At 56.0% G+C, this 21,191-nt stretch carries 22 protein-coding genes, 1 pseudogene and 1 other annotated feature (1 of these 24 cut by a window edge); of the genes and pseudogenes, 8 read left to right on the top strand and 15 right to left on the bottom strand.

Annotated elements, in window-relative coordinates; translation table 11 throughout:
• Nucleotides 1–52, bottom strand: a sequence feature (sul1 is cis-regulatory element that is thought to sense ions involved in sulfur or methionine metabolism; They are found in Alphaproteobacteria); it reaches 4 nt to the left of the window's first position.
• 658 nt (nt 53–710) lie between these two features.
• From ABKW30_RS23370 to ABKW30_RS23360, 3 genes are read left to right on the top strand one after another with little or no spacing between them, the layout of a single operon-like run.
• The gene (locus ABKW30_RS23370) at nt 711–845 is read left to right on the top strand and encodes a hypothetical protein (RefSeq protein ID WP_348601332.1); all 135 of its coding nucleotides are present in this window, start codon (nt 711–713) and stop codon (nt 843–845) included.
• Between the two features lies 1 nt (nt 846).
• On the top strand, nt 847–990 hold the full coding sequence (locus tag ABKW30_RS23365; protein ID WP_348601331.1) for a hypothetical protein: 144 nt from the start codon (nt 847–849) through the stop codon (nt 988–990).
• A gap of 56 nt (nt 991–1,046) precedes the next feature.
• Nucleotides 1,047–1,499: an ankyrin repeat domain-containing protein gene (locus ABKW30_RS23360; protein WP_348601330.1), complete on the top strand. Its 453-nt coding sequence runs from the start codon at nt 1,047–1,049 to the stop codon at nt 1,497–1,499.
• Between the two features lie 133 nt (nt 1,500–1,632).
• Here the strand turns inward: ABKW30_RS23360 and ABKW30_RS23355 are convergent, their stop codons facing one another.
• The 7 genes from ABKW30_RS23355 to ABKW30_RS23325 form a co-directional block, all read right to left on the bottom strand.
• Complete coding sequence (locus ABKW30_RS23355; protein WP_348601329.1) at nt 1,633–2,001, bottom strand: hypothetical protein; 369 nt, start codon at nt 1,999–2,001, stop codon at nt 1,633–1,635.
• A gap of 919 nt (nt 2,002–2,920) precedes the next feature.
• The gene (locus ABKW30_RS23350; RefSeq protein ID WP_348601328.1) at nt 2,921–3,400 is read right to left on the bottom strand and encodes a hypothetical protein; all 480 of its coding nucleotides are present in this window, start codon (nt 3,398–3,400) and stop codon (nt 2,921–2,923) included.
• Between the two features lie 103 nt (nt 3,401–3,503).
• Nucleotides 3,504–3,755, bottom strand: coding sequence for a glycosyl hydrolase 108 family protein (locus ABKW30_RS23345; protein WP_348601327.1), 252 nt, complete (start codon nt 3,753–3,755; stop codon nt 3,504–3,506).
• Nucleotides 3,756–4,691: 936 nt separating this feature from the next.
• Entirely contained in the window at nt 4,692–5,186 is a 495-nt protein-coding gene (locus ABKW30_RS23340) for a hypothetical protein (RefSeq protein ID WP_348601326.1), read from the bottom strand.
• 124 nt (nt 5,187–5,310) lie between these two features.
• A complete protein-coding gene (locus ABKW30_RS23335; RefSeq protein WP_348601325.1) occupies nt 5,311–5,613 on the bottom strand; it encodes a hypothetical protein in 303 nt (100 codons plus the stop codon).
• A 569-nt stretch (nt 5,614–6,182) separates the two neighbouring features.
• Nucleotides 6,183–6,389 (bottom strand): hypothetical protein, encoded by a 207-nt coding sequence (locus tag ABKW30_RS23330; RefSeq protein ID WP_348601324.1) that lies wholly within the window; start codon nt 6,387–6,389, stop codon nt 6,183–6,185.
• 59 nt (nt 6,390–6,448) lie between these two features.
• Nucleotides 6,449–7,249 carry a serine/threonine protein phosphatase gene (locus ABKW30_RS23325; RefSeq protein ID WP_348601323.1) on the bottom strand — a complete coding sequence of 267 codons (801 nt, stop codon included), beginning with the start codon at nt 7,247–7,249 and terminating at the stop codon, nt 6,449–6,451.
• Between the two features lie 789 nt (nt 7,250–8,038).
• On the opposite strand from ABKW30_RS23325, the gene ABKW30_RS23320 reads away from it, so the two are divergent.
• From ABKW30_RS23320 to ABKW30_RS23305, 4 genes are all read left to right on the top strand, one after another.
• Nucleotides 8,039–8,602, top strand: coding sequence for a hypothetical protein (locus tag ABKW30_RS23320; RefSeq protein ID WP_348601322.1), 564 nt, complete (start codon nt 8,039–8,041; stop codon nt 8,600–8,602).
• 218 nt (nt 8,603–8,820) lie between these two features.
• Nucleotides 8,821–9,705, top strand: a complete 885-nt coding sequence (locus ABKW30_RS23315; protein WP_348601321.1) for a universal stress protein — start codon at nt 8,821–8,823, stop codon at nt 9,703–9,705.
• Nucleotides 9,706–10,000: 295 nt separating this feature from the next.
• Entirely contained in the window at nt 10,001–10,978 is a 978-nt protein-coding gene (locus ABKW30_RS23310) for a magnesium transporter CorA family protein (RefSeq protein WP_348601320.1), read from the top strand.
• Between the two features lie 312 nt (nt 10,979–11,290).
• Nucleotides 11,291–11,632 carry a hypothetical protein gene (locus ABKW30_RS23305; protein WP_348601319.1) on the top strand — a complete coding sequence of 114 codons (342 nt, stop codon included), beginning with the start codon at nt 11,291–11,293 and terminating at the stop codon, nt 11,630–11,632.
• A gap of 693 nt (nt 11,633–12,325) precedes the next feature.
• On the opposite strand, the pseudogene ABKW30_RS23300 reads toward ABKW30_RS23305, so the two are convergent.
• From ABKW30_RS23300 to ABKW30_RS23275, 6 genes and pseudogenes are all read right to left on the bottom strand, one after another.
• A pseudogene (locus ABKW30_RS23300) lies at nt 12,326–12,580 on the bottom strand (BA14K family protein); the annotation flags it as partial.
• A 224-nt stretch (nt 12,581–12,804) separates the two neighbouring features.
• The gene (locus tag ABKW30_RS23295; RefSeq protein ID WP_348601353.1) at nt 12,805–13,065 is read right to left on the bottom strand and encodes a hypothetical protein; all 261 of its coding nucleotides are present in this window, start codon (nt 13,063–13,065) and stop codon (nt 12,805–12,807) included.
• A gap of 383 nt (nt 13,066–13,448) precedes the next feature.
• Nucleotides 13,449–14,558 (bottom strand): ABC transporter permease, encoded by a 1,110-nt coding sequence (locus ABKW30_RS23290; protein WP_348601317.1) that lies wholly within the window; start codon nt 14,556–14,558, stop codon nt 13,449–13,451.
• Entirely contained in the window at nt 14,555–15,706 is a 1,152-nt protein-coding gene (locus ABKW30_RS23285) for an ABC transporter permease (RefSeq protein ID WP_348601316.1), read from the bottom strand. The genes ABKW30_RS23290 and ABKW30_RS23285 overlap by 4 nt, the downstream gene beginning before the upstream one ends.
• Complete coding sequence (locus ABKW30_RS23280) at nt 15,703–17,424, bottom strand: ATP-binding cassette domain-containing protein (protein ID WP_348601315.1); 1,722 nt, start codon at nt 17,422–17,424, stop codon at nt 15,703–15,705. The genes ABKW30_RS23285 and ABKW30_RS23280 overlap by 4 nt, the downstream gene beginning before the upstream one ends.
• Nucleotides 17,425–17,426: 2 nt before the next feature.
• Nucleotides 17,427–18,431 carry an HlyD family efflux transporter periplasmic adaptor subunit gene (locus ABKW30_RS23275; protein WP_348601314.1) on the bottom strand — a complete coding sequence of 335 codons (1,005 nt, stop codon included), beginning with the start codon at nt 18,429–18,431 and terminating at the stop codon, nt 17,427–17,429.
• A 503-nt stretch (nt 18,432–18,934) separates the two neighbouring features.
• On the opposite strand from ABKW30_RS23275, the gene ABKW30_RS23270 reads away from it, so the two are divergent.
• A complete protein-coding gene (locus tag ABKW30_RS23270; protein WP_348601313.1) occupies nt 18,935–19,504 on the top strand; it encodes a TetR family transcriptional regulator in 570 nt (189 codons plus the stop codon).
• A gap of 289 nt (nt 19,505–19,793) precedes the next feature.
• Here ABKW30_RS23270 and ABKW30_RS23265 read toward each other — a convergent pair whose 3' ends face one another.
• Both ABKW30_RS23265 and ABKW30_RS23260 read right to left on the bottom strand, forming a co-directional pair.
• A complete protein-coding gene (locus ABKW30_RS23265; RefSeq protein WP_348601312.1) occupies nt 19,794–20,297 on the bottom strand; it encodes a lipocalin-like domain-containing protein in 504 nt (167 codons plus the stop codon).
• Between the two features lies 1 nt (nt 20,298).
• Complete coding sequence (locus ABKW30_RS23260; RefSeq protein WP_348601311.1) at nt 20,299–21,132, bottom strand: SDR family oxidoreductase; 834 nt, start codon at nt 21,130–21,132, stop codon at nt 20,299–20,301.
• Nucleotides 21,133–21,191 lie beyond the last annotated feature (59 nt).

Genomic DNA, 21,191 nt, shown 5'->3' with positions numbered 1-21,191 from the left:
GTCTGGCGGATCGGCGGCCAGAATAGCCACTCGGGATTGCACCGAGTCCTTGTGACTGCTGAGACATTCTGTGTCCTACTTTGATTATGTTCAGATCGTAAACTTTTATTCAATTAATCATGACGGTATCATTTGTAAATAATTCTACTTAGACATCCAATTTGCCTGTTTGGGAGACAGCTTCCAAACAAGCTCGATATCAACGCAACTGAGAGGTCATTCATTCTCTCGTTGGCTTATCGAGACCAATTATTTCCTAGAAGATTGTAGAGCAATTTGTGCGATCTGGCAGACTGCAAGCAACGGGCAGCTTTGGCTTTGAGACACGCTACGGATTAGTTGGTACTGCGGTGAGCATAAGGACGAAGGTAAGGTGTAGCGCTAGACTCTGCTCTTACGGGAGCGTAGGTTCATTTCGGGGTGATTGCTATGCAATGTCTGGATCACAAGCTCGACTGCAAAACCTGTGGCACTATTTACCTGAAAATCCCGAAAAATTTGAGGGGCGCAAATGTCATCCGCTGCTCGACGTGCGGCGGCTTTCTAGGATATTGGGGCGAGCTATCGCGGGATTTTAATCGCCAAGGCGGACAAGATGGTGTATTCGAGCTCAAGGACGGCCAGATAGAGCGAAAAGCATAGCGGGGAACTGAATCCCAACAAGACTCGTTCACCAACTCATGAAAGTTTTACCGTTCAAAGAAATAACCATGATAACCCGCCAATTCGGGCGGATGAAGGTCTTTACCTCCATCATGCAGGCGGCAAAGTTCATCGTCAACGAATGGCCGGGCATCGATAGCGAAAAGCTGGACATCGCCAACCACGCGCTTGTCAAATGCTAGAATGGTGAAATTCCCCGGCGCTGCTCACATGGCGTTCATCGAAGCTGCCAAGGAAGCTGATATCTACGTCGAGGCCGCGGGACGGCCGGTTGTGACCGGCACGTCGGAGAAGTGGCGCAAGGGCAAAATGCGCCGGAGAGCGTGAACCAAAAAGCCCGCTAGAAACACGTGACGGGCTCTCTTTCATACCAGAGGTAGTCTATGGATGTATTTTCGCAACTTCGAACCTCTCCGTCGTTTGACGTCAATACAATTGAAGATGTGAATCTCATCGATTTAGATGGACAAAATTTATTACAAGAGGCAATCGCCTGGCGTCCAGAGTTGGCACAATCACTTATCAATTTGGGTGTTGATTTAGACAATCAAGATAAAAACGGCCAGACTGCTCTGCAATATGCGCTGGCTCGTTCTCAATTTGATACCGCGCGGTTTCTTATTGAGAAAGGTGCTAACCCCAATCTGCTGGATAAGTATGGTAATGGTGCACTATGGACTGCAGCTTTGAATCCCAAGCCTGATTATTCGATCATTAGGCTGCTCATATCGCGAGATGCCGATCTACGCCACAAGAATAAGGCCGGGCGCTCCGTCGCTGATTTTGCCCAACAGATTGGCGAGAAGGAATTGTTGCAAGCCTGTGGTTTGCTTTAGCTTGGCAAAATAAAACCTGCGATTGCAGCCAAAGCAGTTGAGGCTTTCAACCGAAGGCTCGCCAAAATCCAAGTAAGCTCAAATGAAAAAAAGGTCCGGCATCGTGGGACACCGGGGCTGATTTTATTTCTGCCTAGTTGCCGGTAGGGCAATCCTGCGGCTTGGTTGCAGGCTTGGTGGAGTCATTTGACATGGCGGCACCTGCAGACTTTTGATCCTTGCAGTTCAGACCGCCTTTTTCGGCATCGGACGAATTTGCCTTGGGAGCATCAGCGCTCATGGCATCGTTATTTTCAGTTCCCGTCGCGCCGCCAGTGGTGCCCATATTATCTTGGCTTGGCGCCTTGTTGGTATCATCAGCAGGCTTGGTGTCGGGCATAGCGCCTTCCGAGGTTCCCGTAGGCTTTGTTGTACCGGGATCAACTTGCGTAGAAGTTTGCGCAAATGCCGATGTGGCCATTGCTACTGAAAATATGACTGCAGCTACTGATTTATAGATCATTGTGTTTCCTCCATTGGGTTTATTTTCCCCGTGGAAGTGAAAGAGAATTCTCCTAACAAAGTTCCGGAAATATATCTCTGCGTATTTGTGATCCAATGCGCGATTACTCTCGTAAGCTGCCGCCCATCCGGATGGACAGAGCGGCGCTGATAACATGTATTCAGATAAAAAAGACCACCCGAAGGCGGTCTGAATTTAGAGCTATGATTAATCGGCTATTACAGAGCATGATTAAATCTAATTAAATTGGTTCCTATTGCGTGTTTGCTCGTCTGTCACACTCTATCGGCTCCAGCGGTTCAAACATCGCACTAAGAGACACGGGGCTTGATCGTTCTGCGGTAATGTGCTCATTTCATTGTGCTGGTTTTACCAAATCGCCAGTATGAGGCCCGGACCTAATTTTCCCCTAGAAAATCCCAGCGCCGGGCCTCGTTTTTCATCAAGGCGGCGGCATTGCTTGTCTATGGTCGCGTTCAATCCTTTCAAGCCAATCCAACACCTGTATATTCAGATCACGCTGACCGAAGAAACCGGATTGCGTTTGTTTGATTTCATCAACTTGACATTGAAGGTTCTGGTTTGCCGCAATACGGGCTTCTCTATCCGCCGCAAGCTGTGCATTGTAAGACTGCCAGACCCGTTCATGTTCCTTACGCGGAACCTTGCTTCGCAATTCATTCGATAGAGTGCTGATGCTGGAATTTACCGATTGAAACCCTGTATTCATATTGGACCGAAGATCCACAATGTCTTTGCCCTGGTTCTCCACTCGTTCGGAGAGGCGGGCAAATGCTAATTCCAGCAGCCTTGGAATCTCCCCAAGCTGTTATGTGATGCAAACTGATTGGCGAAATGCCGGTCGCTCTTGAGAATGGTGACAGTCGTTTCAAGGTTGCGAGATAGCTGAGCGGGCCAATCATGCTGGCACCGCATTGCTGGGAAGATCGAGCGCATCACGCAATTCTTCTTTCTTACGCTTGGACCCGTACCGATAGGCAAAGCCGCCTATGAAGATGACAACACCGGCAATGGTGAGCGCAGCCACGGCCTTCCCCATGAAGTCGATGTTACCGAGCGGTGCAAGCTGTTCCGTGGCCTGAGCCAGCACAGTGGAGACGACACCGCCACCCTGAGCAGCATCAGCCGGACCTTTGCCGGGAGCAGTCTTTGCATCAGCAAGGTATGCCTTGGCATCCATGTTCGCTACGAATACAGCAACCGCACCAACAGAGCCGGAAGCCCATACCTGCCCCAGCTTCTTTACCTGGGCGACACGATTGCTCCATCTCTTGCCGAACGTCTTCCATGTCTTCAGTGCTTTGAGGAAGGCCTGACGCCGGTCGAGGATCTTGGCGATGAGTGCATCATGATCGTTGGCAGCCTGAATGGCCTTCACTGTCAAATCACCCGTAATCCCGTCGATAACGCCATTTTAAGCATTGCCGAGGGCGCGTTGCACCCATTTGACCGACTGGGAGACACCGCTGTTCACAGCCCCATCAAAGACCACATAATCCATACCGGCCGGAAGCTTGTCGCTCTTGATCGGCGACCGCGGTAGATCGCACCCGCTCGGCAGAGTTGATCTGCTTGACCGCCTGGGGCTTATTGCCCTGAGACTTGCGGTAATTGTCGTAGACCCCGCTGGGTAACGCCCACATGGTAGCGCCGCCGGAATCAGATGGATGATTTGAATAGCCGCCCTCATGGAGGAGCACAGCCGCGAGCGCAGCGGGGACCTTCGCTTTCATGATGTTTTCTTTGGTGGTGATTTATTGTACTTCGGGAGTGCTGATTACGGGTCAGCCGAGGTCTGGCGCTGCTTTCAGCTCACAAGGTGCCAGACCTCACTCTTGTTTAGGATGATGGGTCAGAGTGTTGCAAGCTGATAGGCCCAAAACTTCAGCGATGAACCGGTCTGTCGCTTAGTATATTGGCAGGCCGGTTTTGCTTCCCATTCCCATTTTCTGTTGCTAAACGTCTATCGCTGGCCTCTGCCGAGTACAGTGTGGGGCTCGGGGATATCTGTTGTAGGAAGCGGGTGGAAGCGGCCTCTATTTACACTCCAGCTCAACACATTGAGCTACTTGGCTTGACTTGATCGTACCACTCAGTTGGTTTTTACTGGTCTATGCCATCCCCCTTAGATGGTACTATCCCAGCGCCGATTTTGAACTAGCCCTTCTTTGGCGCTGGGATTTCCTCGCCAAGCGATTCGACGCATGGATGATTTTCTTAATGATGATTGGTGTACGTTACTCGGTCTGACTGACAGGGATCGACAAATGGAAAACTACGGGCCGATAACGATACTTCTGCTTGCGGCTGTAGTTACAGCTTTGCTGTATGCTGCTTCATTCGTTTTCGGGACTTAGCGCGGCAGCCTCTCCTTATTGTGTCATAAGGGTGCATTCCGATTAGAAGTTAATTGCTGCTTCTGCAGTGGCTCGGGCGCGAGGTGCAGACCAAAGCTCGAGCTGCAACGGGGGGTGACCTGCAACAGCGGCCCCTGCGACGCCCAGTGAGATCGTTCCGATAAACCTCCATACCTTCGATATCCCTGACACGTACCTCACGAAGCGGGTTATCCTCGGTCGTGAAACGCCGATAACGGTTGCCCATGTCGAGCGGTATCATTGAAGAATGTTGCAACCATTCTGACTTGTGCGAGCGGGACCCTTATTGCATTACAGCGACGGTTTTGCAGCAACGTAGATGGTTGCTCTTTCTTGATCATCGAAGTCGATGGCAAGGACATCTCGGATCAGGACACCGTGAGAGTTGATGGCATGGTAGAGCATTGCACTGCCTTCGAGCTCCTGCCGTAGCTTTGCGATTTCGTCGCTGAAAGCTTCAATCTTGGCCGCGACCTTGGGCGGTGGTCCACCTTCCGATGCGGTGGCGTCGGAAAGAAAAATGATCTTGATACTGTTGAGGCTCGTTACCATCCTCACCGTATTGACATTCTCAACCGTGTTTTCGATCGCGGCAATGATCTGCTTCTCGTCCTGGACTGCGGCCACTTCGTCCTCACCCACATCCGTTCCGATAATCTTCTCAATTACATTAGGTGCATCAAGACCTTGAGCAATCACATCGGCGCAAGGTATGGCGAGGGCAATGAAAAGTGTGACAAGGGCGAGATTGAGCGATCTAAAGTCGTGGCAAGATGCATAAGTCATGAAGTCTCCGCTAATGATGGGCGCGCCTTTTTGCAAAGCGATTAGGATGAGGTAACTACCAATCGCAATTTGCGATCGACATTAGTGCGGCATCGACGCCGCGCAGGAAAAAACGATAGCTCGTTTAATTGCGCCGAGCCGATCGCGCGACAATCGTCATTTGTTTGCTGGCGCGCTTCGCCGAAACGAGAGCCGGTCCGTTCTCAAGGTCATCGACCCAAGCTGCGTTTCCGTGGGTAACGATGGAAAACTTCTTCGGTTTGTCATCCTGCACGGTGACAGCGATTCTTGAATTCTCTCGAAAGGGGCACGACGCCATGAACTGTGGTTCGAAGCCACGTTTTTGACCGGCGCGCCGGGTCACCGGGAAGTAGATATCGCCAGGATCGAGAGAGGGTGGTTCCTTTACGACTGGTGCCGACTTCATGGCTGTATGATCCCAACGCCTGAATCTCGCAATTTGGGTTGCAGCCTGCGCATGAGAATCCCCACCATACCAGTGGGCCCAAAGAACAAAATGCTCACCATCAACAGGCGCATTATTACTATCCATCTGTATTTAGATTTGCCGGACGCCCGGTCAGAGTGCATTTCATTTCTCCTATCCCTCACATTATTTCTTATGGTATTTTCAACGCAGTTCATTTCTGATAAAATCCGCCATCTCTTTCATGAACTCTGTCAGGATTGCCTCGTTCGTAGAGTTTATTGACCTGGTGTAGGTTGATGCAGCTAAAAAGGCTGGGCGCGTCACCACCCCCCATTGCTTTCCAGAGTAGCGGCACAGCATACCAGCACCAAAACGGAAAGAAGCTTGGCTGTGCCTGCGACAGAGCACGCCAGGCAACCGCGATCACGATAGCCAATATAGCAACAATTCGAAATCGCGGAAATCAAATGAAACTGATCAAGGTTCCGTTGCCGCCAATGGCGGGCCTTTCAAAAGCCTGATACCGCTCCGCTGACGGACGAAGTGGCTGATCAGATTCCGGGCGGTCATGTCGGTTCAGTACTTTTAGCGCGGGATTGGAGCAGTGCGGCATCATAGCAGCTTTGTTGGGATGACGTAAGATATACCTCTTCGCCCGCCGACCCAGTCGCACGCTGTTCAATAGAGACGCTGATGGCCAATGCTGCTGCCAGGAAGGCAGCCATAATCAGGAAATAGACCCAGGCCGGCAATAAATCGGATATCTTGTTCATTGGTGTCTTCACAATAGTTGCCCAAGTACCGTTGACTATGTCGGAGACCATCTGTGGCCCTAGGGTCCCAAGTTGGGATCAATGTCGGCCGTAATAAGCATGGCCAAATAACCAGTCGCCAAGGCGAAACGATAGATATCCTTGGCAGTCATAAAGCGGCGTATGGTCCGAGCTATCGGGAGGAATGGCTGCAATATCCGAACAATTTTGCCCAGTTCTTCTACTGCAGCAGATGGTGCCATCGCCTTCCATGCAACATAGGCCGCTTTTACAGCATCGGTTCCGTCCACCGTCGCAATCTGCATTGACAAGAGCCACATATCACGCGCTTGCGCCACCGCAAGCGGCATAACGGATACCGGATCCTCCTCGAAATCAAGGAAGCCGATGCGCTCTCCGGCAATGAACATGTCACGTGGATGCGGTCGGCCGTGACAGAGTCCTTTGGCGTGGACCTGGCCCAGTTCGCCTGCGCATTGCGATAACAGTGCATTGCGAGCGCCAGCGTCTTTGCCGATCGCCTTGAGACGATTGGCAACCGTCTCCCCGGCATCGCCAAGTACGAGGACATTGTCGAACGCCGCAACGATATTCGGCGCCAGAAACCCCCGAACGCGAAATTTCTCGATCAGGTTAATCTCTCGCAGAACCATCTCGGGTGGAGAAAGCTGTGGTGACGGGCGCAAAAAGGGTAAAGGCAGCACTTTCGACAGTGCAAGGTGCAGGTATTGCCCTAACCGCGTGCGTTCCGTGCCATAGCGTTTGATCCAGACTACGCCATCCCGCAAGATGACACGCTGGACACGCGAACGATCACCGGGCAAGGGTGCGTTGCCAATTATGTCAGCGGTGTTTTGCATCCATCACGTTTTCCGTTCATTGCTACTAGTCACTAGCAAGTCTCGATGAGGTCTTGATGAGATGAAAATGAACCGGAACTGAGCGTTGACCGTTGGAAGAATTGGGGTCGCGGTTGTCGAGCAAAACAGCCGGCGATGAAATGCAACAGGTTTCACGTTGAAAACAGAGTGATCACGGTTTGTAACAATATGGCATCACCGAGGCTTGCTGCTTTGAATAAATCATCCTGACCTCAGAGTCGTAATGGATCTGGAGTGGCAATGGCCGAGTTCTATACATCTGTGAGCGTGACCGGGGTCCAACGGGATGTAACCCGTCTGTAGGGTGCTCTGTCCGCTAGCGGCGATCATTGTGTTATGATTGTTGTGTTATGATTATTTGGATATTTTTATTGTACGCGACCGCATGAGATGACCAATTCAAATTAGCCTCTTGAGGCGGAAGCCATAAGAACTTGCATGAAATTGGAAACATGGTTGCTCACCTCTATGATCGTCGTTTCGGCTATCATGGGCTGGTTCCTTCTATTTCACGGATATAGCTAACCTCCCCGACCGACAAAACCGCATCGGCGACCCATGAGGTTTGTTCCATTTCGATAAAACTGAATTCCGGCAAGAGGTTTTGGCAAGAGGGAACCGCGATTGCCATGACGAGACCAGCTTGATCCTTCACCGGATTATCAAGGCGCTGGATTCACAGTGCCTCATGGGTTTTAATGCAGGCAGCCATGGCGGATGTGTTATCCGCAGAATGAAGTACACCCGGCTCTGCCGATTGGGGGACGAATGGTTTGGCTGGAAATAGGGTTAGGCATTACCGGGTTGCTGGTTACTGCTGGCGGCGTCTATCCAATTTGGAAGAAAGCCATCAATGAAGACAGATCTGACTATCCCACCGTAAAGTCAACCTACACCTATCGTGGTCTGACAAAGGACTGGCTGATTGTCAGATTTATAACCCAGAATAACTCCCACGTGCCATGGGAAGTTGCGGAGGCGCTTTTGACGCACCCCGACGATGGTAAAATCATTGATGAGAAAGCGATTCCGAGAAATGGGCCCGAGTGGGAGCTTGCAGATCCTGACATTACCAAACTCGATATGCCATCTCTGACAAACTCTTTGAAGTTCGCTCGGATTCTTGCACCAAAGGGCACCGGATCAGTCAGTTTGATAAATGGAGAAAGCGAGCGGGTAGAAGATGCGATCTGGGTTTACATGCCGTTTCATCTCCGAACAGACCGCGTTTCGATAACGTTAAATATTCGATCCAAAGAGGCAAGATCGCGACTTGGCAGTGCGGAAATAAATCAAGTGATTACTCCGATTGCCCATGTGCACAGCATATAAAACAGGTTGCAATCATCCCAGGTCTTCCTTCTCTGCTGATGTCGGCGCGAGACAGTTGTTTGTTGCGCATAATGCGCGCAAATCTTCAACCGACAGCGCGAGAGGCGTCATCATGGAGGCAGTGTGATCGTGGCAGCGAAATCAAACCGAAATTCGCGGATTTGTAATTGAGCGGAGTTTCCGATCCGTGTAGCTCTCGGCAATAAAAGGACGGCAACGTGACGAACGTGAATACCATAATTGCAGCTCTCGACCTGGAAGCCGGCAGCACCGCCGTCCTTGCGCGAGCGATCCAGTTGTCGACGGCACATGCGGCCCGGCTGTTGCTGCTGCATGTCATTGAGGCAGAACCGCTCACACAGATTGCTGCCTTGTCGGATCGTCGTGAGAGCGATCTGCGGATAGAACTCAACCGTCAGGCAGTTAGAGACATCGAATCACTCGTGTCGGAGAGCGGCGGCAAAAGGCTTATGGATGTGCAGATCGAGTTTGGAGCACCGCACGAAGTCATTAACCGCATTGCCGGCGAGCGTATTGCCGACCTGATCGTGATCGGGCCGGGCAAAAGGGACTCTCTTAAGGAAAAAATCCTGGGCTCCACCGCAGACAGGGTGATCAGGGGGGCTAACGCTGCGGTTCTTCTGGCCAGAAGGGCCCCGGCGCAACCCTATCGGCAGGTGATGGTCGCCGTGGATTTTTCAGCTCAGTCAGCAGCAGCCATCAAAGACGCCCGTAGGTTGGCGCCCGGGGCAAGCCTGAAGTTAGTTCACGCCGTCGATGTGCCGCTCGGTTTCACGCAAGCCATGCTGCGCATTGGAACCTCTCGAAACGAGATCGAGCGATACCGTTCGGCAAGGGCCGACAAGGCGCGTCGGGAGCTTTTGGCATTCGCACGTGATGTGGTTGGTGTCGATAAGCCCGACATTCGCGTGTTGGACGGGGAGCCCGGTCCAGTCCTGGTTCAGCTTTCAAAAGTCAGCCGGGTCGATCTGGTGGCCATTGGGCCCCATGGCCGCGGTGCAGTGCGCCAAGCCCTTCTAGGCAGCGTTACGCAACGGGTGCTCCAACAAGCTTTTTGCGACGTTCTCATCTCAGGTGGCTGAGGGGCATTGCGCGATGTGCTCCGTCCAGGCATGTCGGCTCTGGCTTCGGGAAATCCTATCTCTTTGGTGGAGAATGCTGAACCATCGGGGATGAGCCTATGGGTTCTCGATTTTCAGGATTGACTCAGCGCGACTGACGGAGCATTGCCACTGCCGGACGGCCCTCGGTCGTTGCCGATCAGAGGAAAGATCATGAACCCCGACAGTCGGAGTCGAACTTCGAACCCGCCGGCTGCATAGTGCTTCTCACAGAAGGGCTGCACGGCTGGCCCTGGCCATACCAAAGGAGCCCCCTATGCTGCACATGTATGTAGGCCGAAACGGCCGTCTTTCACCTGTTGACAGCCTGCAGGAGCCTGAGACGCCCGCTCCTCTCTGGCTTGATCTGTTCAATCCAAATGCAGATGAGGTGAAGCTGGTCGGAGCCCATCTGGGCATTGCCATTCCGACCCGCGACGAGATGGCGGAGATCGAGCTATCGGACCGTCTTTATGATGAGGACGGTGCGGCATTCATGACTATGACCGCGCTCGCCAATCTCTCAGGCGACGACCCGGACAAAACTCCCGTCACCTTCATCATCAAGGGTTCAACGCTCGCGACCGTCCGCCACGCTGATCCCAAGCCGTTCCTTGCCTATGCCGTGAAGGCCCAGCGCCCCGGCACAACGCCGATCGCTTCGGGAGAGTCAGTCATGCTCGGGCTCATCGAAGCGTTCATCGACCGCACCGCCGACGCGCTCGAACGCATCGGCGATGAGGTGGACATGATTTCACGCGATGTATTCCGCAACAAGTCAAAGAGCGCGTCCAAAAAGACCCGCAACTTGCAGTCTCTCATCGAACAGATCGGGCGCAAGGGCGATATGTTGACGAAAGTTCGGGAAAGCTTGGTCAGCATCGCGCGGCTTGTTGCCTATCACAATGCGCGCGCGCCGACGAAAACGCCCAAGGCTTTGCGGCAGCGCACCAAGCTTATCCTGCGCGATGCGACCTCGCTCGGCGATCATGCGATCTTTCTTTCGAACAAGATCACTTTCCTGCTGGACGCAACTTTGGGTCTGATCAATCTGGAGCAGAACCAGATCATCAAGATCTTCTCCGTTGCTGCCGTGGCCCTGCTACCGCCGACGCTGGTTGCTTCTGTCTACGGTATGAACTTCGACGTTATGCCGGAGCTACACTGGCCCCTCGGCTATCCATTTGCGCTGGCATTGATGATTCTGTCGGCGGTCATACCCTATTTTTATTTCAAACGACGCGGCTGGCTTTGAGACGGTGGCAACGAGGAGCTGTTTCGACCACCCTATGCGAACCACGTTCCTGTTGCCGGTTGCTTTGACGACGTTCATACATTGGCTCTTGGCCAACAGTGAGATCAGGATACCTTCACAGGGGTGAAAGTCATCGTGGGCCTTGCGTTCAATCACCTGAACGGCCGATGATGGCCGTTTTCAAACATGTCGTGCAAATCCTCCAAGGCTCTGGTCAAAGGCGGCCATTCGTGACGCTGACCGATCGCTTACCTGAAGCGTACCCCACTATCGCCAGCTGCATCAAACGAAACAACCGCCGATAAAACAGAATTGATTGATGGCGCTCTTTCGAGCGGACCCGCCACAACCCTGCAGCCATTGCTATTTGGCAGTGAGGCGGTTGACTGGCATACTGAAACACCTGCAATTCCAGCGCGGACGGTCTATAAGTTTGGTTTCATTTTTTTAAAGGCCTCGTACATGAACAAACGCAAGGAACCAAAATGTTATTTTGTGCCTCTGTGGGTCTATTTGTTTGTATTCGGCATCGCCCTCGTCGCGGCTATTTTGGTATTCCTGTTCATGTCGCATCCCGATGTTGCACGCTTTACAAGCTCTGGAAGCGTGTTGTTCGAGGCTCCCCATCCGTCGCCATTTGCGAGTCTGACCTAGTCATGAAACGGTTCAATGCATATTATTTTCTAAATAAACTATCAGTGGTCTGCTGTGTGAGCGCACCCTGATCTTTAGGCGATAAAGCGGGCGCAGGATTTCGCGCGCCAGCTTGTCGTGTGGCGCTTTTTTCTGCTTGATTGTGCTACCGCCAGGCAGGTTGAAACTTCCTCAACGCTGGCGGGCAAAACCGATAATGGAGTTATCCCGCCACCCGGTTCAGCTGTGCCATCGTGTCAACGGGTCGATCGAACATCGCGGGCCGACAAAAGGCATTTTGCAGCATCGCGGCTAACCCGCTGTACAACCATGCCAAGCCCGGCAGGCCTGCGCGTCGAAGCCGTTCAGCACGGCCTGGCCCAAGGGCAAGTGGATGAACTCCCCCGACCCGAAAAGGTTGCACGCAGCATAAACCGGGAAATTTTCCGTTCAAGGCCAATCATTTCAAGGGCTCGAAGCACAAGTCAAGAGGCACTTTTCCCAAGGGCGATTCCGCGCTTCAGACCAGTCGGCCGGCCTCGGGTACGGGGACAGATCGTTCGAACAAGGTCTGAACTACTGAACAGGGTGGCAGGACAGGAATCTTTGAGGTCTGGCAGCGGAATTCTCCCGAAGATTCGTCCCAACCGCGGTTTCATTTATCATGCACGAGGCAGATCCTAAAAGCTGCCTCGTGGGAAGGTTGTAATCAGTTTAAGGCGATACGCACTGCTGGCGAGGTCCATTGGAAGGCTGATAAGTATTATCAGATGCTCTGTATGACCGCCACCTGTTGGCGCACCAATTTACATGATTGCTGCTCCTTGACGGTTGTCTGGCGATTGTACCGCCAACGATGGCGCCGGCACCAAAAGCCGCAAGAGGATACCACCAGCCATCACTGTGTCTGCGATAACCGGGCCTTGCGTGCCTGTAACCGCTATGGCCATTCCACCTGCCTGTTCTATGGATGACGCGTGGCGAGCGCTTTTCCTGCCGGTGCTGGATTTGCTCCGCATTGGATGGCGACTCGATCTGACGTGACATTGGCGGCGCTGCGAAAGCCGGTATGATCGGCATAAAGCTTACCGCCAGACATAGTCCGGCAATACACATCCTTGGGAGTATCTTTGTCATTAACGTTCCTTTCAGCAAAAAATGCAATAATCGCTTTAATTGGTACTCGATGCTGCCTAAACGTCATCGACACAGAATTTGTTCCGGATCGCACTTCCCGGCACCCTTGTGACCACCTCGAGCTGCGCGCCATGACAGGCCAGGATTATGGCTGCGTCTTTGACCACGAACTGGTCGAGGCCGTGCAATACATCGCCGGCAACGGCACGGGCGGCACCGTCCGAAGGTGCCTTCAGCGCCTTCGGACGGGTGGTGGCAGAGCTCCTGCCGGTCATTTGCCAGACGTCGCCAATCGCACGGTCGCGCGATCCAGCCAATGCCATCCCAAGCCTAACGCGATGCGCGCGCCCAACTCAATTTAGCGGAGCACCTCGCAGATCTGCTGCCATGCCCTCTCGCCATTTTTCAGAAGAGACATGGGGTCGCATACAGTTTTTCAGGATTCCGAAAACGCGGCGATGAACATCAGATTTCAATTGCTGTAGCTTCGCATTTGAGGTGCGACTATTCCCAAAAAGTTATGACATCGTCCTGAGCACGCGATGAATCACGGAAAGTTGAAGTCGTCCGCGTAGTTACCCTTCAGCTTCGGCGATCGCGCGGTCTTGGTCCGGGATGTTCTGGATGGTATCGCTTTGATCAGAACACGTCCCGCAATACTTCCGCTGCGCGGTCCACAGAACCACTGGCGTGACTATGATCATTCCATGCGTGATCGAAAGAGTACCGAAGCGGTACCCAGCGTTGCAACGGCGATCAGAGCCAGAGGCCAGCAATTGGCCAGCACCTCCTGCGCGGGCATCGCCTTGAGGAAGACCCCTTCACAGACCCTGAGGAAATATGAGACCGGATTAAGCCATGCAATGATCTGAAGCCAGCCGGGCATGTTATCGATCGGGCTCGCATAGCCCGACAGAAGAATAGCCGGGATCGTCACGAGGAACATGCCGAGGAACGCCTGCTGCTGTGTTCCGGAGAGAACCGAGACCAGCATACCAATACCGGTGAGCGCCAACAGATAGAAGATCAACGCAAGATAGAGCAGCCCCACCGTCCCTGACAGCGGCACACCGAAGATGAGCGGAATGAGAATGATGTAGATCGTCGCCACGAGGGCGCCGATGAGAACCGGCGGCACCATCTTGCCGATGAGAATCTCATGAACGCGCAAAGGCGAGACCATCAATTGGTCGAAGGTTCCGAGTTCCCGTTCCCGCGCCACCGACTGTGTCACGACGGAGAGCGTGGTTACGGCCCCGACGATGGCGATCAGCGCCGGCATCGTGAACCAGAGATAGTCGAGGTTCTGATTGAACCAGTTCATGACGACCGAACTGCCCGAAGGCGCAGATATATACCGACCTATGACACCGGCACTAATCTCGGCGGCAATCCTGTCGATATAGCCGGAGACAATCTGGGCGGCATTTGACCGGCGTCCGTCAAAGACCGTACCGATTTCACCACCCTTTCCGCTGGTCACATCGGCGGAAAAACTGGAATCGAACCGGAGCACGGCGATGACGTGCTGGCGGTCGATGGCGGTCCTGGCTTCCGCCTCCGAGCGGAGAACGACGATCCCGGTGACGTTCGGACTGCCCTGGACGCGCTGGATGACCTCCTGGCTCCAATAGCCGCTGTCGCGGTTGAGCACGCCCAGCGTAATATTCTTGACTTCCAGAGTGCTGGCAAAGCCGAAGATCAATAGCTGTATGATGGGGGGTACCAGGAGCGCGATGCGGCTGCGCGGGTCGCGCAGGATAGCCCATAATTCCTTGACGATGATCGCGCGAAGCCGGACGCCGTTCATGCGATCCTCCGACGGGTAACGATCATGGCGGTGGTGAAGAACAACGCACCGAAGCCGAGGAGGATCGCGATATTCGGCAGATACAGCCCCCAGTCGTCGCCGGCGAGGAAGACCGTCTGCAACGGCGCGATCAGATAGCGCGCCGGCACGATATAGGTCGCGATCTGGACCGGGCGGGGCATCGAACTGATCTCGAACAGAAAGCCTGACAGCAGCAAGGTGGGCAGGAATGCGGTCAGAAGCGCGATCTGGCTGGCGACGAACTGGTTCTTCGTTGCGGCCGAAATCAGCAACCCCTGACCAAGGGCCGGTACGAGGAAGGCCGAAGAGATCGCCAGCAAGGCCAGGGGCGAGCCGCGAAAGGGAACTCCGAAAACGAAAACGGCAATGAGCGCGCACAGCGTCATTGAACACAGTCCCAGCGCGAAATAGGGAACCACCTTGGTCGCGATGAACTCGCCCATGCCGACAGGGGTCGCCATCAGACCCTCCAGCGTTCCCCGCTCCCATTCGCGCGCCACCACCAGAGCGGTCAGCAACGTGCCGATCATGGTCATCACAACGGCGATCGAACCGGGCACAAGGAAGAACCGGCTGGAAAGCTCCGGGTTGAACCAGAAGCGATGCACGACACTGAGGGCTGGCACCGTTTCGCTGCCCGGCGACAATCGGCCCTGAAGGATGGCGCGGCGCGTAGCCCAGGCCGCGCGCGTCCCTTCCGCATAGGCCGCGAAGAAGCTGGCGGTGTTGGGCAGCGAGCCATCCGTGATGATCTGTATTCGCCCGCCGCCGACCGCGACCTCGCGACCGAATCCGTCGGGAATGACGACAATTCCCCGAATATCGCCGGCGACGAGGCTGTCACCGAGGCCGCTGACCGAGCCCGTCTCGCGAACGTCGAACCAGAGAGAGGACGAGAAATCATAGGCGAGGCTCGCGGCGGCCTCGCTACTGTCCTCAACGGCAAGCCCGATACGTGTCCGCGCGGTATCGAGATTGACGCCATAACCAAACAGGAACAGCAATACAAGCGGCAGCACGAAGGCGATCAGCGCGGTTGAGGGGTCGCGCAGGATCTGGCGCGTCTCCTTGAGGAGCAGTGCGAAGAAGCGGCGAACATCCAGGCCGTGTCGGATCTGAACGCTCATGCAGCCGTCCTCTCACGCGCGGCGTCGCTCTCGCGGATCAGCGCGATGAAGGCGTCCTCCATCGTCGCACCGTCAAGGCCTGCACGAGCTTTCAACTCGTCAGGCGTACCCATCGCGATCTGCCGCGAACGATAGATCAGTGTCGCCCGGTCGCAATATTCGGCCTCGTCCATGAAGTGGGTGGTGACGAGGACCGTGACGCCCTTTTCCACCAGGCCGTTGATATGCGTCCAGAACTCCCGCCGGACGATCGGGTCCACACCCGAGGTCGGCTCATCCAAGAAAAGCACCGGGGGCTGGTGCATGACCGCGCAGGCGAGCGCGAGACGCTGCTTGAACCCGAGCGGCATCGCGCCGCTATTGTCCTTGAGATACCGTTCGAGATGGAAAACGTTGATCGACCGCTCGATCGCCTCACGGGCATCGGCACCGGACAATCCGTAGGCCCCGGCGAAGAAATCGAGATTCTGGCGGACGGAGAGATCACCATAAAGCGAGAACTTCTGGGCCATGTAGCCAAGGGATTGCCGGGCGTCATCCTTGGCCCGCCGCAGGTCGAACCCGGCGACAACGCCACTGCCACCCGTGGGCGTCAAGAGACCGCAGAGCATCTTGAAAGTAGTGGATTTGCCGGCGCCATTGGGGCCGAGCAGGCCGAATATCTGTCCGCGCGGCACGGTGAAGCTGATATCGTCGGCCGCCGTGAAATCACCGAACCGCTTGGTCAACCCGCTGGCTTCAATCGCGGGCCGTTCGGTATCGTGAATGGTCCTGTAAGCCTGCGCGAGCGGCGAGGTGCCGGGCGGGCCGCCGCCGAGAAGGTCGACAAAGGCATCTTCGAAGCGAGGTTGGGCAGGCCGGATCACGGCGTCGACCGGAGCGCCGATCCCGGCCGCGGTGGGCCATGGGCAATCTGCCTTCAGCATCAGCCGGACAGAGGCGCCCTGAATGGAGCCGTCGGCGATGGCAGGTGAATCGAGCGCCCGCCGCAGCAATGTGCGTCGTCCGTCCCCAACCGCATCGACGCGCAGAACGCGGTCTCGAAGGGCGTCGGTCAGATCGCCAGGCGGCCCCGCATGGAGGCATATACCAGCATTGAGCAGGGTCACAGTGTCGCAATTTTCGGCCTCGTCGAGATAGGCGGTGGACCAGAGCACTCCGATGCCGTCACCGGCGAGCGCCTTCACCATGTCCCACAGCTCGCGGCGAGAAACGGGGTCCACACCGACACCCGGCTCATCGAGCAGCAGAAGCGAGGGTGCGCGGACCATGGCGCAGGCGAGGCCGAGCTTTTGCTTCATGCCACCGGACAGCTTGCCGGCGAGTCTTCCGGCGAAACGCTTGAGATCGGTGAAACCGAGCAACCGATCGAAGTTTGCCTGACGCTCGTTTGCCGGCAGTCCCCGCAGATCGGCGTAGAGGCGCAGGTTTTCCATGACGGTCAGGTCTTCGTAGAGGCCGAAGCGTTGCGGCATGTAACCGATCCGGCTGCGATCGGTTGCGGTGGCGGGCAGGCCGAAAACCTGTACCTTGCCCTCTTCGGGATCGATCAGGCCGGCAAGGATGCGGATCAGCGTCGTCTTGCCGGCGCCATCAGGCCCGACGAGGCCTGTCATCTTCCCCGGTTCGATCACGATCGAGACGTGGTCGAGCGCCGGCGGCGCGACCTTGCTGAACCTTTTGACGATGCCCTCCGCGCTGGCCACCAGTTCGACCATGGTCAGTTCACCGTTGACCGGGGGTCTGGCACCACCACGCTGACCGGCGCCCCCTGGCGCAATCCATCGTCGGGATCTTCGATGATGATCCTTAACCGGTAAACGAGGGTGGCGCGCAGGGCCGTGGTCTGCACGGTCTTCGGCGTGAACTCGGCCGTCGGAGAGATGAAGCCGATCGTGCCGTGATAGGTTCTGGCATTGCCGTCCGTCGTCACCAGCACCGGCATGCCGGGTGTTATGCGATGCAACTCCGGCTCGTCGATATAGGCGCGCACCCGCATCGGCCGATCGATCGTGAGCGTAAGGACGATGTCGCCGGACTGGACGGTCGCACCCGGCTCACGCGCCCGCGTGAGGATCGTTCCGGCATTGGGCGCATTCAGGACCGTATCGGCGAGATCGGTCGCGGCCTTGTCGTTCTGTGCCCCGGCAAGGGCCAACTGGGCGGCGGCTGTGTCGATGTCCTCTCGCCGCGCCCCCTCCTGTTGGAGGGAGAGTGCTTGCGCAGCCGCAGCAACGCGGCCCTGAGCGGTCTGAAAGGACTCGCGGGCCTGATCATATCCGGCCCGGCTCACCGCACCTGTTCGCACAAGCGCGGCATAGCGATCGAAATCGGTCCTGGTCCGCGCGAGAGTGGCCTGTTCCTGATCGAGCCTTGCCTGCGCCTGGGCGATATCCTGGGCGCGATTGCCGTTACGCTGCTTGTCGAGTTCGGTCTGAGCGACCGTGACCTGAGCGCGCGCAGCAGCGGCCGAGGCCTCGTAAGGCGCGGCGTCGAGGCGTGCCAGGATGTCCCCTGCCGACACATGCGCGCCTTCGTCGAAAGGAATTTCGGCAATCCGGCCGTCAACGCGGAAACCGAGGTCGACCTGCCGGATATCGACGTTGCCGCTGAGGGTGAGCCCGGTATCATGCCGGCCACCCCACCATCCGTAATGGTAAGTCGCTCCGGCTACCGCGCCGAGGGGGGCCAGGGCAAGTACCGCGATGACGGCGCGCCGGTTCATGGTCGACCGAGCAGCCCGACGATCACAGAATATAGTCCTGGATTCATCTTGGTTTTCCTATTATTTGGATGGGCCCCGACTGGAGAGGACCCGGTGGTCGAGAGCTGCAACCGGTTAAGGACGGGGATCGCCCAATGGCTGAACCTTGCAGGACCCCCGCCAGGACGGGAAGCGGCGGTCATCAACTGACGCCCTCCTTCACGATCGTCCCCGTCCTGATGACGCCGCGGCCCGAAAAAATCCGGGCAGCGCAACTACCGTGCATTGAACGGATGCCGGACGGTAGACGATTATGGTTTCCAACCTGTATGGCATGGCGGATTCGGTTTCCTTGCGGACGGCGCGGTTGAGATGAACGGCAAAGGATAAAGTGTGGGCTGGCGGCGATCAGCTGGCCTAACATAGTTATGCAAACGAATGTTTGCAAGTGACCGTTTGCAAACGACCGTATTGAGTGTTATCCATCAAACATGGAAGCTTCGAACACGCTGAAGGACGGCGGGATGGCCAAACCGCGGCGGTCACAAGGAACGCGGGATCGCATCCTCAATGAAGCGCGGCGGCTTTTCGCACAACGAGGCTATGAGCGCACCACGATCCGGGCCGTCGCAAAGGCGGCCAATATCAACGTCTCGATGGTAATGCGCTATTACGGCAGTAAGGAAGAACTATTCGCAAGGGCCGCAAAGATCGATTTGCGGGTGCCGGACCTCGGCGCCGTCCCGGCTGAAAAGCGCGGCGAAACAATCGTCACCCACTTTCTCGACCGGTGGGAAGGCCCGGAGGCCGGCGATGAGTTGCCTGCCCTTTTGCGGGCGGCCATCACTCACGAAGCAGCCAGACAGCGCGTAATCGAGATCATCATGAGCCAGGCCGGCCGTGCAATCAGCGCGACGATACCGGCTGAGCAATTTGAGGAGCGGTTAGGGCTAATTATTACCCAGCTTTCCGGCCTTGCCTTTAGCCGATTTGTTCTGAAGCATCCGCTCGTCGTCAGTCTTGATCACGACGTGATCGTGCAGCGTCTTGGCAAAACCGTGCAGAGTTATCTGGATGGCGGAGCCGAAAAATGAAACGGCCCCCTCGCGACGCGAGCTCGAAGCCCTTTCCGAAGGCGAATGCAATTGCGCAGCACGCTGCTGCACAATTGCTTATCTTCAGGGTCCCGTGCCGCTCTTTGCCTGCCTAACGCTCCAAGAGTAGCTATCTGCCGCCTTGGGGCGGTCATGGCCCATGCAATTCCATCAGAAACCGGGACGTACACAGCAGCATTACCAATCGGTCAAAATGGCAGCTCTGGAAGATGGCGATTTTCGACATTAAACCCTTTGGATTGCACAGACACCTCGATCCTCGTGGGATCTAACGCGCTCGCTCCCAAATGATCGTCACCTTCGCTCCGCCGGGGCGCTGGAAGTTCTCGATCATCCGGTTGCCGTCGACTTCCATCGTCAGCTCCTTTGTTGTACGAACGTCCCCGACCCAATTGGGGAAGGACGAACCCTCGACTGTGTTTCCGCTGAAATTGCCGTCCGCATCGACCGTGTATCGGCCATACAAGGCAAGAGTGCCTGCCATGACGGCCCTGTTCTCCTCGTCGGTTCCCTTGCCACGCTGGTTCGACTTGAAGCGGGAGATGCGCGGATCATGCAGAAACTCGACGAAATGCAGGTCGCTGGTAAACACCAGTTTTCCCTGTGGCTCGGGGCCGTAGGGAAGCGACGTCGTCCCATTCACCTCGACGGTCGCCGCGATCATTTGCCAGGTTCCGCTAACCTTGTTCGGGGTCTGCGCCGCGACCTGAGTGGCGATGGAAAGGACAATTGCAGCTGTGCCGGCCACGAGCATTGATCTGCGTTCGATCATGTCAGTTTTTCTTTCTGTCGGCCGAAAGGGCGATGTCACGCTGGGCTTCAAGCGCTTCAAGTCGCTTCGCGAGCGCGGTGCGGATGTTTTCATAGGCCGTACTGCCGAGTGCGAGCCGCAATGGCGGGTGATCCGAGTCCGCTGCCCCGATCATCGCATCAACGGTGCTGGCGGCATCGCCGCGGATCACGAACGCACCGCCGGCGATGAGACGGCGAACCTCACCTGCGGGTGTTTCTTCATAAATCCCGGAAGGCTCCGCACGATCGAGAGCCGCGCCGAAATTTGTACCCGTCGGCCCCGGCTCGACGATGATGAAATCTATCGCGAATGGCGCAACTTCCTGGGCAACAGCCTCGATGAAGCCTTCGATGCCCCACTTGCTGGCGTGATAAAGGCTGAAGCCCGGATATGCGATCTGCCCGCCTTCGGAGGAAACCTGGACGATGCGTCCGCCGCCCTGCGACCGGAGATGCCGCAGGCTGGCACGGATAAGCTGGATCGAGCCGGTGAGGTTGGTCGCGATCTGACGATCGATCTGCTCGTCGCTGAGTTCCTCCCCCGCGCCGAACAAGCCGTAGCCGGCATTGCTGACCACGACGTCGATCCGGCCGGCCCGTTCGAACGCCCGGTCAATTGCTGTGCGCACTGCCGCTGTATCAACCAGGTCCAGCAAGACCACGTGGAGCCGATCGGCATGGGCATTTGCGAGATCCGAGAGCGCGTCTGTGCGCCGTGCGGTTCCGATGACGCGGTCGCCGCGGTCCAGCAGCTTCTCCGTCATGATACGTCCAAGTCCGGAGGAAGCCCCCGTGATGAACCAGGTTTTCGTCATGGCATGATCCTTTATTGTCGATGACACCATAGCGACTACCCTTTGTTGTGATAATACGC

The organism is Phyllobacterium sp. SB3 (genome assembly GCF_040009165.1).
Classification (GTDB): domain Bacteria; phylum Pseudomonadota; class Alphaproteobacteria; order Rhizobiales; family Rhizobiaceae; genus Phyllobacterium.
The sequence above is the reverse complement of the archived record's forward strand: the minus strand, read 5'-3'. Positions and strand labels throughout refer to the sequence as shown.